The organism is Paenibacillus sp. F024 (genome assembly GCF_057814255.1).
In genome coordinates, this window is sequence record NZ_JBVASZ010000060.1 from 1 (window position 1) to 13,311 (window position 13,311).

At 45.3% G+C, this 13,311-nt stretch carries 17 protein-coding genes and 1 pseudogene; 1 reads left to right on the top strand and 17 read right to left on the bottom strand.

The features are described 5' to 3' along the window. Nucleotides 1–151: 151 nt before the first annotated feature. The 12 genes and pseudogenes from ACZYR9_RS26415 to ACZYR9_RS26470 all read right to left on the bottom strand — a co-directional run bounded on the left by ACZYR9_RS26415 (nt 152) and on the right by ACZYR9_RS26470 (nt 8,200). A complete protein-coding gene (locus ACZYR9_RS26415; protein ID WP_488981369.1) occupies nt 152–1,501 on the bottom strand; it encodes a sensor histidine kinase in 1,350 nt (449 codons plus the stop codon). A gap of 78 nt (nt 1,502–1,579) precedes the next feature. Beyond that, nucleotides 1,580–2,575: a sugar-binding protein gene (locus tag ACZYR9_RS26420; RefSeq protein WP_488981370.1), complete on the bottom strand. Its 996-nt coding sequence runs from the start codon at nt 2,573–2,575 to the stop codon at nt 1,580–1,582. Between the two features lie 11 nt (nt 2,576–2,586). Next, a complete protein-coding gene (locus ACZYR9_RS26425) occupies nt 2,587–3,726 on the bottom strand; it encodes a response regulator transcription factor (protein ID WP_488981371.1) in 1,140 nt (379 codons plus the stop codon). A gap of 229 nt (nt 3,727–3,955) precedes the next feature. After that, nucleotides 3,956–4,063, bottom strand: a pseudogene (locus ACZYR9_RS26430) (D-mannonate oxidoreductase); the annotation flags it as partial. A gap of 41 nt (nt 4,064–4,104) precedes the next feature. Then, nucleotides 4,105–4,578: an alcohol dehydrogenase catalytic domain-containing protein gene (locus ACZYR9_RS26435; protein WP_488981372.1), complete on the bottom strand. Its 474-nt coding sequence runs from the start codon at nt 4,576–4,578 to the stop codon at nt 4,105–4,107. 26 nt (nt 4,579–4,604) lie between these two features. Further along, nucleotides 4,605–4,814: a TRAP transporter large permease subunit gene (locus tag ACZYR9_RS26440; RefSeq protein ID WP_488981373.1), complete on the bottom strand. Its 210-nt coding sequence runs from the start codon at nt 4,812–4,814 to the stop codon at nt 4,605–4,607. A 135-nt stretch (nt 4,815–4,949) separates the two neighbouring features. Then, on the bottom strand, nt 4,950–5,651 hold the full coding sequence (locus ACZYR9_RS26445) for a GntR family transcriptional regulator (protein ID WP_488981374.1): 702 nt from the start codon (nt 5,649–5,651) through the stop codon (nt 4,950–4,952). A 75-nt stretch (nt 5,652–5,726) separates the two neighbouring features. Next, a complete protein-coding gene (locus ACZYR9_RS26450; protein ID WP_488981375.1) occupies nt 5,727–6,539 on the bottom strand; it encodes a DUF2935 domain-containing protein in 813 nt (270 codons plus the stop codon). A gap of 122 nt (nt 6,540–6,661) precedes the next feature. Beyond that, on the bottom strand, nt 6,662–7,549 hold the full coding sequence (locus ACZYR9_RS26455) for a S8 family peptidase (protein ID WP_488981376.1): 888 nt from the start codon (nt 7,547–7,549) through the stop codon (nt 6,662–6,664). Then, on the bottom strand, nt 7,546–7,683 hold the full coding sequence (locus ACZYR9_RS26460; protein WP_488981377.1) for a hypothetical protein: 138 nt from the start codon (nt 7,681–7,683) through the stop codon (nt 7,546–7,548). The genes ACZYR9_RS26455 and ACZYR9_RS26460 overlap by 4 nt, the downstream gene beginning before the upstream one ends. 31 nt (nt 7,684–7,714) lie before the next feature. Further along, nucleotides 7,715–8,005: an aldehyde dehydrogenase family protein gene (locus ACZYR9_RS26465; protein WP_488981378.1), complete on the bottom strand. Its 291-nt coding sequence runs from the start codon at nt 8,003–8,005 to the stop codon at nt 7,715–7,717. A gap of 57 nt (nt 8,006–8,062) precedes the next feature. After that, on the bottom strand, nt 8,063–8,200 hold the full coding sequence (locus tag ACZYR9_RS26470; protein ID WP_488981384.1) for a dihydroxyacetone kinase subunit DhaK: 138 nt from the start codon (nt 8,198–8,200) through the stop codon (nt 8,063–8,065). 328 nt (nt 8,201–8,528) lie between these two features. On the opposite strand from ACZYR9_RS26470, the gene ACZYR9_RS26475 reads away from it, so the two are divergent. Next, nucleotides 8,529–8,870: a hypothetical protein gene (locus ACZYR9_RS26475; protein WP_488981379.1), complete on the top strand. Its 342-nt coding sequence runs from the start codon at nt 8,529–8,531 to the stop codon at nt 8,868–8,870. A 131-nt stretch (nt 8,871–9,001) separates the two neighbouring features. Here the strand turns inward: ACZYR9_RS26475 and ACZYR9_RS26480 are convergent, their stop codons facing one another. From ACZYR9_RS26480 to dctP, 5 genes are all read right to left on the bottom strand, one after another. Beyond that, nucleotides 9,002–10,291, bottom strand: coding sequence for an ammonium transporter (locus ACZYR9_RS26480; protein ID WP_488981380.1), 1,290 nt, complete (start codon nt 10,289–10,291; stop codon nt 9,002–9,004). 200 nt (nt 10,292–10,491) lie between these two features. Continuing rightward, nucleotides 10,492–10,662: a hypothetical protein gene (locus ACZYR9_RS26485; protein WP_488981381.1), complete on the bottom strand. Its 171-nt coding sequence runs from the start codon at nt 10,660–10,662 to the stop codon at nt 10,492–10,494. A gap of 74 nt (nt 10,663–10,736) precedes the next feature. Then, the gene (locus tag ACZYR9_RS26490; protein ID WP_488981382.1) at nt 10,737–11,666 is read right to left on the bottom strand and encodes a ketopantoate reductase family protein; all 930 of its coding nucleotides are present in this window, start codon (nt 11,664–11,666) and stop codon (nt 10,737–10,739) included. 513 nt (nt 11,667–12,179) lie between these two features. After that, on the bottom strand, nt 12,180–12,431 hold the full coding sequence (locus ACZYR9_RS26495) for a hypothetical protein (RefSeq protein WP_488981383.1): 252 nt from the start codon (nt 12,429–12,431) through the stop codon (nt 12,180–12,182). Between the two features lie 116 nt (nt 12,432–12,547). Next, a complete protein-coding gene (dctP, locus tag ACZYR9_RS26500) occupies nt 12,548–12,940 on the bottom strand; it encodes a TRAP transporter substrate-binding protein DctP (protein ID WP_488981385.1) in 393 nt (130 codons plus the stop codon). Nucleotides 12,941–13,311 lie beyond the last annotated feature (371 nt).

Sequence of the window (13,311 nt, forward strand, 5' to 3'; positions counted from 1 at the left end):
TTTCGTCGATACGCTTTTACGCACAGATTTCGCCATACGCAAGTATCCTAGCTACGCGGGGACTTGGCTCCTCCCGCGACCGGACTTTCACCGGCTAGAAGATGCGTGCTTAGCTGGGCACGCCCAATGAAAAAAACCGCTTTACGCGGCTTTAAACAAACTGATAATGTCGATTGCGCGGCAAAACCAGTTTGATGCAGGTTCCCATCCCCAATTCGCTATGAATGGAAATAACGTCTGATGTCTGGTAGAAGATGCGCAGCCGCCTAATGACATTTTGAATCCCGAGCCCTACTGTTGAGGACTCTTGATTTACATTCAGCAGCCGATCCATCGTTTCACGAGGCATCCCCGCTCCATTGTCATGGATCTCAATATTTTCACCCCCATCGTCCTGATAAATGCGGATGCGAATTTGGGTAACCCTGTCGGCAGATTGAATGCCGTGGACAAAAATATTTTCTACAATGGGCTGAAGGATTAACGACGGCATTTCCATATCCAAACACCTTTCATCCACCTCGAATTGAATGTCAATCTGATCCTGAAACCTGACTTTTTGAATATAAAGATATTTATGGATAATATCCAGCTCTTCTCTCAGTGTTACCCGACTTTCCACTTTTTTCAAATTATACCGCAGCAGCTTGGACAAGTTCATCATCAGATCTTCCGTTTTATAGGCTTTTTCCATAAAGGCCAATCGGGAGATGATATTTAACGTATTAAACAAAAAGTGAGGATTGATTTGACTTTGCAGCGATTTGAGCTCCATCTCCTGCAGCAGCCTTTTATATTCCTCCTGGCTTTTGACTTCCTTAAGCAGCTGTTCAATATTGTAGCCCATCACCGCATATGCGGCCATCAATTCGCCGATCTCGTCCTTTCGTTCAAGCGAAATGTCGCTTACATTAAAATTACCCGATGATATTCTTCGGGAACGCGCCGCCAGCTTTCTCAACGGTAAAGAAACATCGTGAAAAATAAACAACGAATACAGCATGCTTATCACAATGGAGACGAAAAACATCGTTCTTCCCATCATTTGAAACAAATGCTTGCTTTCCGTAATTTTCACAAACTGCTCCCGGTACGAGGTCAATTCCGAGCTTGTTATATTTCTTGTATTATCCATAATAAACCCGGAAAGCTTGAACGCTTCATTGTAATGCGCCGTATAGGAATCAATCTCCTGCCGGTCATAGTAGGTGATGCTCACTTCCACCTCCTGCTGGAAACGCCCCAATAAATGGGTCAAATTCAGCAGCTGGTATTGACTGTTGTTGTGCAGATATTTTTCTTGTTCCATCATTTTTACATAATCCTTCAGCAAATCGAGTCCGGCTGTGATATCATGACGGTCTTTCTCGTAACCCCTGCTCAAATATTGATTCAAAGAGCTTTGGGCCGCTTCCACCGTGTTGGCGATGTCGTTCATCCGGACAAAGCTTCTCAGGATCATCTCATAATTGTCGAGATGCTGCGTGAAATTATAATACATGAGAAAAATAAGTCCATTAAAAAAAGCGCTGAATATAATCACATTGATAAATACCTTTTTGTAAATCCGGATTGTCCTTCACTCCTTTCTTGACTGTATATAGGCATCCATGGAGGAGCGGTCAATAATGAATGCTTTCGTATAGTTCATCGGGGAAACCGGCTCCCGGTGTAATATTTTCCGCATCAATTCCACGCTTTTAAAGCCCATTAAATACGATTTTTGCTGCACTGTGGCTTTAATCACTCCCTGCTTGATCAACTCAACCGTTTCCGGCAAATCGTCAAAAGCGAGGATATCGATCGAACGTTCAGGAAAGTATTTGCTCACCGCTTGGGCTATTCCCGGACCGTCTAAAGCGCTTACTCCAAACATCACGTTAATTTCCGGATGCTCCTTCAACATCCCGTATGCCTTTTTTACAGCCTCCAGTTTACTGATTTGCGAACCCTCCCATGCTACAATCGTAAAATCCCCGCGATCCTTAATGGCCTGCTTAAATCCCTCGATCCGCAGCTTCATATGCTGTCCCTCCGGATTTCCCGAAATGATGCCGATGTGTGCGGGATCTTGCTTATATGCTTTCAGGTATGTTCCGATCTGTACCCCTGCCTGATCATTGTCCGTGCCCACAAAAGCCAACCGTTTGCTTTGCGGGGCATCCGTATCGATCGTAATCAAAGGAATGCCGGCTTCCACCGCTTTATTGATTACGGGAACAAAAGCGTCATCCAGGCCTTGAGTGATAATGCCGTCCACTTTAGAAGCTATCGCTCTCTCAATGAGAAGCCGATGCTCTTCAACGCTTGCCCGGTAGGGACCCTGAAGTTCAATCCTCAGATCCTCTTCCGCAGCGGCTTGAGCCCCTTTATATACCACATCCCAGTAAGGATGCTTAGCTTCCTCGGATACCAATAAAATTTGCTTTTTCTTTGCCGGATTCACCTTCTCTGTGAAGTGCTGCCGCGCATCCCTTGCCAATTCCCAGGATTGATAAAAGGAAATCCCTAACCATAATGAACCTGACAACAGCCCGGCAAACAAAATGAAATACAGAAACCAGATCTGTTTCACTTTAATCTCCATTAGACCTCACTCGGGTTCTTCCCCTTGATTTTCTTAAACACGCGGCTAAAATAATTCGGGTCATGAAAGCCAACCTGAAAGCAGACCTCTTTAATCGTAATTCCATTTTTTATTTTCAATAAGGCGGCAGCCTGCTCTATCCGGTATACCATAAGATACTCGGAGAACGTTTCTCCGAAATGCTTCTTAAACCATTTACTGAAATAGTTTACGGACAATCGTGCATACTCTGCCATCTCCTCCACCCTCAAATCCCGATGATAGTTTTTGCGGATGTAATCCTCCACCTCCAGCTTCAATTGATGGTCACCCCGCAGCTGCAGCAGAGCATTACGGAAAGCTTCCGTTAAATCGGACAACCCATTTCCGACAGATTGAATTTCCCATTCCAGACCGACCGGCATCCGGTTTTGGAAGCGCTTTATATTTTTCACAAGCTCAGCCGTTACCTGTTCATGATCTTCAGAAGAGAAGAGCAGCACAAGCTTCTTTTCCCAAAGGCAGGATTCCAAAACAACAGGAAATAACACCTTCCATTTTCGAATGAGCTCTTGAATCAACTCCTCCTCGCCGTTGCCTGCCGGTTTGAACGTTACCAAGTACCCAGACATCTGATCGATGCCAAGCAGCTGTTTCATTTCCTGATAATACGGTTCATTTAAGGTACCTTGCATCAGGCCGTTGAATAATTCCCTCTGCAAAAAATGGTTCGTTAGCTGGAAACGTTCCCGATTCAAGATGTGCTCCGTTCGTACCTTCCGTTCCCTTCGGCATTCCTCCAGGGTGCTTCGCACCGTGCGTACGATTTCTTCCCTGCCGGCCGGCTTGACCAAATAATGTTTGACCTCCAGCTGGATGGCGCGCTGGGCATATTCAAATTCCTCGTAAGCTGAAACCAGAATCACTTTCATTTTCGGAAACGAAGCCTTCAATTCATGAATCAAGTCCAAGCCATTGATCCCGGGCATCTGGATATCGGCGATCAGCAAATCCGGCTTGTGAAATTCCGCCAATTCAAGAATCTTCCTGCCGCTTGTTTCCTGATACACCGTAAGCTCGGGAAATGCATCCTTTAGAATCCATTCCAGCGCCTTCGCTTCGATAGGTTCATCGTCGACAATAAAGCAAGTTTCAGCCATATGATCCTCCTAATCGCAATGATTTTTAGGAAATATTTTACTTTTGGCTTTTTCATTATACACATTTTTTATTATTGCTAGAAGAATAAAAAGGAGAAGCATTTGATAAGCTGATTTATTAAAAACGAAACCGGAATCCCTTGTATTTCAAGGAATCCCGGTCTCGCATCGCCAAGGCATATGAAAAATGCTTTTTTCTCATCCGATACGGCCAACGGCCTTCTCTTCCTCAGACTCCGGAATAAGACATAAATCCCCCGTCTACCGGAATGGTAATTCCGGTAACAAATCCGGACATATGGGAGTCGGACAGCCACAGCACGGTTCCGAGCAAATCCTAGGGATCGGTACGAGTTCTCCGGCTTTTACGTCGCCCCGTCAATTGGCCTGAGCACCGATCGTAAACGGTTCGACCTGAACCTCCTCGTGCCAGTCGAGCCCATCGTCCACTTTATGTACGATATTTTCCGGAAGAACAATATATTCCTGATAGGCTCCGTCTTGATGTACCCCGTATACTTGAAGCCGGGGGCACACATTTTTTCGGCCGGACCTGCAAGCATAGCATTCGCCGCACCATTGGATGGGCTCCATGACGACCTTGTCTCCTGCCTTCAGCCCTTTCACATCCGGGCCGATTTCCACGATTTCCCCCGCCATTTCATGGCCGATGACACGAGGATATGTGGCCACCGGTGACGTACCGTGATAAATATGCATATCGGAACCGCAAATCCCTGCCATCCGAACCCTAACCAGCACCTCATGACCAAGGTTAATGCTCGGTTTAGGCCTTTCTATGATGTCAATCTTGCCCGGTTCAACGACTTGTATGGCTTTCAATGTAGTCACTCTACTCTCTGCTTTCTGTTCTTTAATTACTCACTCAACAGCTTAGGAAGGAAAAGCGTAATCTCCGGTATGTAAGCCACCAAAAAGAGCACAACCAGCTCAACGGCCAAAAACGGCAGCAAAGCTTTAGCCGCCCTTCCGAGCGTTACTTCGCCGATTTCCGATGCTACAAACAAACAGACACCGACAGGTGGCGTTACAAGAATTTTTGGATAATAAGGTCTGCAATCCACCATTCCTTCGCCCTTCAATATATACTAGTATGCAAGTTAGACCAAACGACATTCCCCCCTAAAGAAATATCATCCATAGGATATTAAGCATTTTCATTTTGGTGAAAAAGAGAAAAGCATTATTGCATTGCGCTAAATTTAAGGCCTGAAATACTGCGGATATTTCTCAATAAGATGATCGGTATCGCTTTCGAGCAGAAGAATATGCTCACTAAGCAAGCGCTCTGTCTGTTCCGGCTGATTTGAAACAATTGATTTAAAAATGGCCTCATGCTCATCTACAAGCCGCAACATATGTTTTGTTTCCTGGAGTTCAATATACCGCATTCGATTGAGATGGCCGCGCATGAGATTGATAATGGAGATTAACGTGGAATTTCCCGTTGTCTCCAAAATCGTATAATGAAATTTCTCGTCGAGTTCAAAAAATGCCTCTACGTCCTGTTCGTCTACCATCTTTTTCTGTTTATCTAAAATATCTTCAACTTCAAGGTACAGCCTTTTAAATCGGAGGTCGTCCTGATTCCATTGTTTAGCCACTTCTTTAAAAGCTTTGACCTCTAGACTAACCCGAACAAATCGGGATTCGGCGATCTTTCGCTTAGAAATATAGGCAATCTGAGCCCCTCGCTGCGGTTGGACCTCGATTAATTCTTCGGCCATTAGACAGCGGAAGGCTTCTCGAATGGGCGTACGGCTAACCCCTAGGGTGTTGCCCAGCTCCATTTCATATACCTGCTGTCCCGGCTGTAATTTCAAAGTGACAATCGCATTTCTTAATACCTGATAAGCATGGTCCGATAGTGTTTCTCTCTTCGTTGATATGTTTGGTAAATCCATTCTCTCACCCTATTTTGAAATGTAAACGTTTTATCAAATTAAACTAGAATGTTAGTATACAAGTCAATCATGAAATTATGACTCCACTCTCGGCTTGCCGGGGTCACAGTTCGGAGGCCTCACCTCGGATACCCAGGACAGCTTCGTCAAATAGTAGCATTCTTCCCTAGCCATATGATCGGCCATCAGCGGCATCAAAGTACCCAGCATTTCCCTGGTTAGCCCCATCTCTTCGAGCTCCTTTAAGAACTCCCTGAACAATACCATCTCTAACTCGACCTGCTTGTTGAAACGGTTTAATGCCGGGAAATGTGGCAGTCCTGTCCGGGTATAGCCTGCTAATTCTATCGCTTTCAAATGAAGCTCCTCAAAATGCTTAGTAAATCCGTCGCTCATTTCCTTCAGTCTTTTTTCAACCAGATCCAATTCACCGCTGATGGAGGCCGAATGACCATACGCATCCTGCAGCCAGACCAAATGGTGATGAAGAGGGTTTTGCAGCGGCGGAATTCTCCCTGCTTGCAAATACTGAAAAATGGATAGAGCCTCTTCTGCTTCATTGACCATATGATTAAGAAATGTGGGGGACATGTTCATTTTTATTTTGCCGCTAAGGTGACGCATCAAAAGGTGCAGCTTAAACAAACGGATGTCTTCTCCTGTTCGGTATGCGGCCTTATCCAAATTAACAATATCTTGCGCCGGTAAATCTGTCCTCGCCGTTTCCAGCATATGATCGAAGGATTGAATGAACATCTCCGCCCTGTGGATTTCTTCCCGCTCCTCCACTGCCAGCGATCCGTGAATAAATCTGGCATGGTCCCCCAGAACCTGTAACCAAAACCGGAGCTCGAACAAACTTGCTGCCTCAAAACTCGTATAAGTCATTTTCTTGATCCCTCCGAAAAGTCCATTGATGAATTAAGGTATGCACGTTTGCCTATACAGGTGAATGGTCATTGAAAACAAGAAACCGTCAGGTCTATGGTTCGTTTCCCTGACGGTTATTCTTAGGACTGCAGCAGCTTCGCCGCGTTCAAGTAGCCCCTGCCCTGCACGTTGGGCGGCAATCCCAGATCATCTGTGCCTCTCAGCAGCCGTTCCTTCACTTGATCGGGTGTCAAAGCCGGGTTTGCCTGAAGCAACTGCGCGATGACCCCTGCACAAATCGGCGTCGCCATGGAGGTACCGGATTCGGTAAAATATAAGCTGCCTATACGGTTTGTTTTATAGCTGCGATCCAGAGTGGAGTTCGGTGCGCGAAGCGAAATAATATTGACACCCGGACAAAGCAGATCTGGCTTGACCAAGCCATCCGGCGTCGGTCCGCGGCTGGAGAAGGAGGCGATTTGGTCATCACTCCGGTTGACCGAATTTACATCGTTTAGTGCGCCTACTGTAATCACCCGCGGACTGATACCGGGACTGGCAATGGTCCTCGTATCGGGCCCCTCATTACCGGCGGCGACGCAAACCACCATTCCACGGTTCCAAGCCGTCTCCACTACACGAACTAGCGGATCGGTAGATGCAGATTGCAGTGCCTGGGTCCCGAGTGACAACGATAGGATGCGAATGCCATATCGCGTCTGGTTATTGATGCACCACTCTACGCCCGCAATGATTGTCGACATCGCTCCTGACCCGTTGCGGTCAAGCACCTTCACACCGATGACGTTCTCGTCCGGGGCCGGCGCTTTATAAAGTCCGCCCGACGAGGTTCCGTCACCGGCAGCATCGCCGGCGCAGTGGGTTCCGTGCCCGTTATCGTCATAGGCGGCTGTACGACCGGATACACAATCTTTAAAACCTACAATCCGGTTGCGCCTTTGCGTCAAATCCGGATGCGGATATATTCCGGTATCCACTACAGCAATCGTGATGCCTCGGCCCGTCAAAGCACTTTGCTGCAGTACATCCGAACGACGGAAGGCGTAGCCACATTAAGCAGCGCTTTAACCTCTCTGTCATAATGCACAGCTTTCACATGCTTATTGTTTTCCATCATATGCCGTATGGCTTTGACCGACAAACGTGCGGAACAACCCGAAATATGCGGATGCTCATGAAGTCTTTTTCTTTAGATAGGCTTCAATTCCATATTTGCCGTCATCCCCGCCGATACCGCTGTTTCTATAGCCGGAATGGTAAGCGTGAAACCCTTCCCCACCGGTTCGGTTCACATAAATTTCCCCAAAATCGATATCCCTGACGGCTTGCATGACTTTTCTGTAATCGTTGGTAAACAAATAGGCCGATAAACCGTACTTTGAATCGTTAGCCAATTGAACAGCTTCTTCAAATGATGAAAATTTCATAATGGGGGCTACAGGACCGAATACTTCATCCTGCATGATCTCCAAAATCGGCTGAACTGATTTTATATAGAACGTATATTGGAGGTATTCTGACTAAGCAAAAATATTGCCAACTGCCGCTCCATCAAGCATCCCTTTTCCTACACAGCCTAGAATTAAGGGCAGGTGACCGGAGCCACTGCCGGTAACAATACCTACTTTCCCCTCACGAGGGGAATCAGCCCGAACAATGGCCTATTGTCGTCAGGAACGCTTCTTTGTTTATCAGGATGCGCCAGCAGTAACCCCTAAATTCAGATACAAGCTGCGGATGCAGCCCTTTTTCGGCAGGTACGATTTCTGCGATCGTAATTACATGAACACGAATTTAAAACGTCTGACACTTAAATTCCTCCACATTTTTGTAATAAGCTCTCCAGAATCAGAAAAACCCGAACAAAATTACTTATTTTCAAAGCAAATGTTTTGGTGTAAAATAATATCACAGTGATAATTGTTAACATTAAGGGATAGGTGAGATTTCATGGTGAATGCTTTATTGACAGGGAGTTCGATACATGTGAACAAACGGAAAGCCGCTGACGTATATCCGTTTTTGGAAGCTTATATTGCCCGGAAAGAAGAGCAGATCTCTGAAATCAAACAGGTGGTTGAGCGTTATGAGAAGAAACGCATGATGGAAGAGCGAATGTACCAGTCCATGTCAGCTTTTCGCAGAATTTTTGCCGGTAAGAAGCCGGATCATCACTTGGCTGTAGAATACATCCATTATGTGAAAAAGCCAATGGAGCAAATTCGGATACTGAGAGCTGAAATCGATAATGCCCAAGCCATTTTGCAAGGAAGTAAACCGACCGATATGATTGCGGTCAGTGAAGAACTGGAGAACGAACTGAAATAAAAAAGCTTCCTCAAAAAACCAATCTGTTAATATAAGAAATACCGCTGAAAACACCCAACATTACGATAATGGCGGGTGTTTTTTGTACCGCATAAAAAATCCTCCCTATCGGGAGGACGAGTGTAGCTGAGTTATCTTCTCAGCTTGGTCAGCTCGATAAAGTCATGCTCTTGGCTGTAGGCTGGAACCCCGTGAATGCCCACATCCAATCCGACGAGCTCTTCGTCCCGGCTTACTCGAACCGGCACCAGCATGTTAATCAACTTGAATGCAATCCACGTAAGTCCAAAGCCCCATATGACGACGGTTGCGAGCCCGAGCGCCTGAACACCAAGCAGCTGGAACCCGCCGCCGTAGAACAAACCGCCATATCCTTGGCCCACCCCTTGACTCAACTCCGGTATAGCGAATAGACCGAGCGCCAGTGTGCCTATGCTTCCGCTGACACCATGGACGGCGAATGCACCGACAGGATCGTCGATTCTCTTCGATTCCATGAACTCGGTTGCGAAAACCATAGCAATGCCGCAGACGGTTCCAATCAGAATGGCAGCCATATCGCTTACAAATGCGCAGCCTGCCGTTATGCCGACCAATCCGGCCAAAGAACCGTTGATCACCATGGGGGGATCCGCTTTTCGGTAACGAAACATCGTAAATAGTATGCATGCGGCGCCACCGGCAGCGGCAGATAGCATGGTGGTTACGGCGATATGTCCAATCGAGCTGTTCGTCGCGCTGAGCGTGCTGCCCGAGTTAAAGCCGAACCAACCGAACCAGAGGATAAAAGCTCCCACGGAAGCAAGCGGCAGATTGGAAGGCGGAACGATGTTGGCCGTCCCGTTTTCCGAAAACTTGCCGATTCTCGGACCGATAAACAGAGCTGCCGCCAGAGCGGCAAAACCTCCGAGTCCATGAATAACGGCCGAGCCTGCGAAATCGATCATGCCGAGTCCCCCGAGCCATCCGCCTACACTCCATACCCAGTGGCCTGCAATCGGATAAATCAAACCGGTCATGGCGATGGTGAACAGGATATAGGCCCGGAAGTTGATTCTTTCGGCAACAGCACCGGACACGATGGAAATGACGGCAATAACGAATGCACATTGAAACAACCAATAGGTATCATGGGAGATACTTAGATCAATGTGTGTCAAGTCTCCTTTCATCATGAAACCGCTTGTACCCAATAAGCCGAAAGCATCCTTGCCATACATAAGTGCAAAGCCGAAGAAGAAAAAGACCAAAGCCCCGAAGGTGATGTCGACAAATACTTTCATAATGATGCTGACGGCATTTTTTTGCCTTACGAACCCCGCCTCCAGCAAGGCAAAGCCGCCTTCCATCAGCAATATCATGGCTGCGGTCAGAACGACCCAGATCGTATCCAAACCGCTGGAAAGTGTGGTTAAATCCATCACATTAATCCCTCCGAAACGTACAATATCAATGAATTCCGTTTCTTATTATACGGTTTATATGATATTTACGTCAACCAAATACGTAAGATATACTTACATCATCTTTGTTTTGTTCGGATCTAATGTAAGGATTCAGCACTTCATAACTAACAACGGCTTACTCCACCAATCGTAGAGTAAGCCGCTTATAAGCGTCTTTATTTCTTTACTTCTTTCTCTTCCGGCTCATCATATTTATTGATGTGTGCCGTGATGGCTTCAACCGCTTCATTCTGATTCGTGCTTGCGGGTACCTCCTTCACTTCGTCCTCCGTTTGATCAAGGAAGTTCTGTTGATCGGCTCTGATTGCATCCAAGCTATTACTCATCATCACTACCACCTTTATCATTGTTTTTTGTAGCATTTACATTCGTTAGCTTTTTATACCTTTATTTCATTTCGCTACTTCGGCAGTACCTTACCATTTCTAAATGGATGAAGCACAGCATAAAGAAACTGAATAGCGGGAACTTGAATATTTATTTTTTTCGCCATTTCGATAACTGCTCCTTGCAAACTTTCAACTTCGAGCGGAAGCCCCTTTTCCAAATCCCGGTGCATAGAAGAAGTCATGCTTGGATTAAGACCGGATAACTTCTGATAAACTTGTTCACCTGTATTTTCCAAATGGGATATTCCTTTGACTTTGGCGACATCAACGATTTCCTGAATCATTTTCTTCAATACATCATTGGCAAAAGGATCCTGCAGTGCTACACCAATTGGACTCCTAAGGACACTTGTAATACCGCTTAATGACACTAGGAATATAAATTTTTGCCACATTTCGGTAAGAATCGAGCTGCTCTTACGAACATTAAACCCGCCGGAACGTAAAGTTTGTTCCAACTCGTTCAACCAGTCCTCTGATAATTGGTCACTAAGAGGACCGAAAACAATATCTTGCATGGGACTTGTTTGTACAATATCCCCGTCTTCGTTAAGGGTTGACTCAATATAACATGAACCCCCAAGAACGTTTTCCCGACCGTAGTGATTGACTAAGAGCTCCATATGAGTGATTCCGTTTAGAAGCGGGAGTATCTTCAGGCCATGTTTTACCAAATCATCAAGCTGAGGCAAGGCCTCAGCCATGTGATAATTTTTCATTGCAAGAATGGCGACATCACCGTCTCTGGCTTGGTCCGGCGATACGATAAGGTTAGGCTCAACAGAAAAGTCGCCATGAACACTCTTAACCCGTAAACCTCTTTTCAACAATTGCTCGTATCGATTCGATCTTACAAGAAAGGAAACGGAAACACCGGCCTGCGCCATTTTAGCCCCAAAATATCCCCCAACAGCTCCTGCTCCAACAATAACTACCTTCATCCCTATCCCTCCTTAGACATACATAGTAATTCTTTCCATTATTCAATAATCCTGCATCGATTGTTCAATTTGCACAGTCCTCTATGCTAAAAACCTCTACCGATTTTGTTCTTTACCTCGTTGCGTAAATGTAAAACAAAAACTTGTAACGCAATGAAGCACAATTCCGCGGCAGTCCCGTGGTATGGGGTATTCCGCTATCGGGCTCTTTTGGAATCATTGTTTTCCGTACTCGTCGTTGACGCTTGAGCGGCGGGTTTATTGTTCTGGCCCTCCGTTTTATTGCTCTGACCGCTCCCGCAGCCGGCTGCTGTCACCAACCGCCAGAACGGATGCCGTTACTTTAAACCATCTTGTCATAGATAAAATCTCCTCTCAACCTCATTTTTTATGTATGATGACCTTGCTCAAACGGCCTAACCAGCCGCCGTCCACAGCAAGCAAATATCTACGCATGTCATTGAGGCTTTAATTGCCCAAAAAAAACCGCTAAAATCATGGCTAGAATGATTTCTATTTAGAATATTTTTTAACTTCTTCGACTAACTGATTGTACAATTTAATATTTATTTCATTTGCGTGTTTCTCTACTACCGGTTTGACCTTTACTTTGATCTGTTCTTTCACTTCCTGACTTAATTCCGATACTTTCATTCCCTCTTTTTTCAACAATACTAATGCTTCCTCATGCTCGCTCTTCGAGGTTGTTCTCATATACTTCACAGCAATCTGTATACCTTCTTGAATTTTTTTTTTGTTGTTCAAGCGATAACTCGTCATAAAACTTCTTGCCTAGCTGAAATCGTCAATTTTCTCAATTGGACGAATATTGTTCGTGACATGCCGGTAACCTAGTCCGCTAACACCAAATCTACGAGACCTTAACTGTTTAGTATCGCCGTAAATTCTTTACCTGTCTCTCCATCCATAACCATTTCGGCCACTTCTTCATCAGGGAATAGGAAAGGAAGATTTAATATATTAAACTCTTTTATTGACGCTCCTAATGCTGCCGGATTAGGTACAGTCAATTTGGAGGTGCCTGCTTTAAATGAGTCTAATATTTTTTTATCGTCACCGAGTTGGCTATCCGAGTATATCTCTACTTTAATATCCCCTTTAGTCTGGGTTACCACATGTTCTTTAAACTTAACAAGGCCTTTATACATAAAGTGATCCTTGGGTGTTCCGCCTAATCCTATTTTGATTAATTTCGCTTTTTGATTACCGGCGGATGTATTTGGTTCTCCGCTACCGCACGCACTTAAGGACAGGACTAATTAACGTTTCATTTTGTACCTCCCGAGTTTTGACATAGCCTCCGTTCTACCTGAACGGATAGCCATCATTACAAATGAATCGAGAAATGGTCATGCATGATCAAAGAGGATCTTATTAGCGGGAGAGTGTCTGTTTAGAGGAATAGCTTTGCAAATCAAGTTGTAGCCTTGTCGACAAGTTGAAAAGTACTATGATTTTGTTCTGAAAATCTTTTCTTTGTTGCTTCTAATAAAAAAGGCTTCTTCGCTATAGTTCGTTGCTGAGGTCTGCTTAATAGGTTGATTGTCAATACTGCTGAGTAAGAACATTACTAGGGCGGGATGAACAATGTGGACCTCCGCAAGCAGTAAGGATAATCTGATTT

Bases quoted from the DNA above. Each gene is read 5' to 3' on its own strand.
- ACZYR9_RS26480 (WP_488981380.1), bottom strand. From the start codon at position 10,291: ATGGATTTAACCACACTTTCCAGCGGTTTGGATACGATCTGGGTCGTT.
- ACZYR9_RS26425 (WP_488981371.1), bottom strand. From the start codon at position 3,726: ATGGCTGAAACTTGCTTTATTGTCGACGATGAACCTATCGAAGCGAAG.
- ACZYR9_RS26485 (WP_488981381.1), bottom strand. From the start codon at position 10,662: ATGAGTAATAGCTTGGATGCAATCAGAGCCGATCAACAGAACTTCCTT.
- ACZYR9_RS26415 (WP_488981369.1), bottom strand. From the start codon at position 1,501: ATGTATTATAATTTCACGCAGCATCTCGACAATTATGAGATGATCCTG.
- ACZYR9_RS26465 (WP_488981378.1), bottom strand. From the start codon at position 8,005: ATGCAGGATGAAGTATTCGGTCCTGTAGCCCCCATTATGAAATTTTCA.
- ACZYR9_RS26445 (WP_488981374.1), bottom strand. From the start codon at position 5,651: ATGGATTTACCAAACATATCAACGAAGAGAGAAACACTATCGGACCAT.
- ACZYR9_RS26440 (WP_488981373.1), bottom strand. From the start codon at position 4,814: ATGGTGGATTGCAGACCTTATTATCCAAAAATTCTTGTAACGCCACCT.
- ACZYR9_RS26490 (WP_488981382.1), bottom strand. From the start codon at position 11,666: ATGAAGGTAGTTATTGTTGGAGCAGGAGCTGTTGGGGGATATTTTGGG.
- ACZYR9_RS26450 (WP_488981375.1), bottom strand. From the start codon at position 6,539: ATGACTTATACGAGTTTTGAGGCAGCAAGTTTGTTCGAGCTCCGGTTT.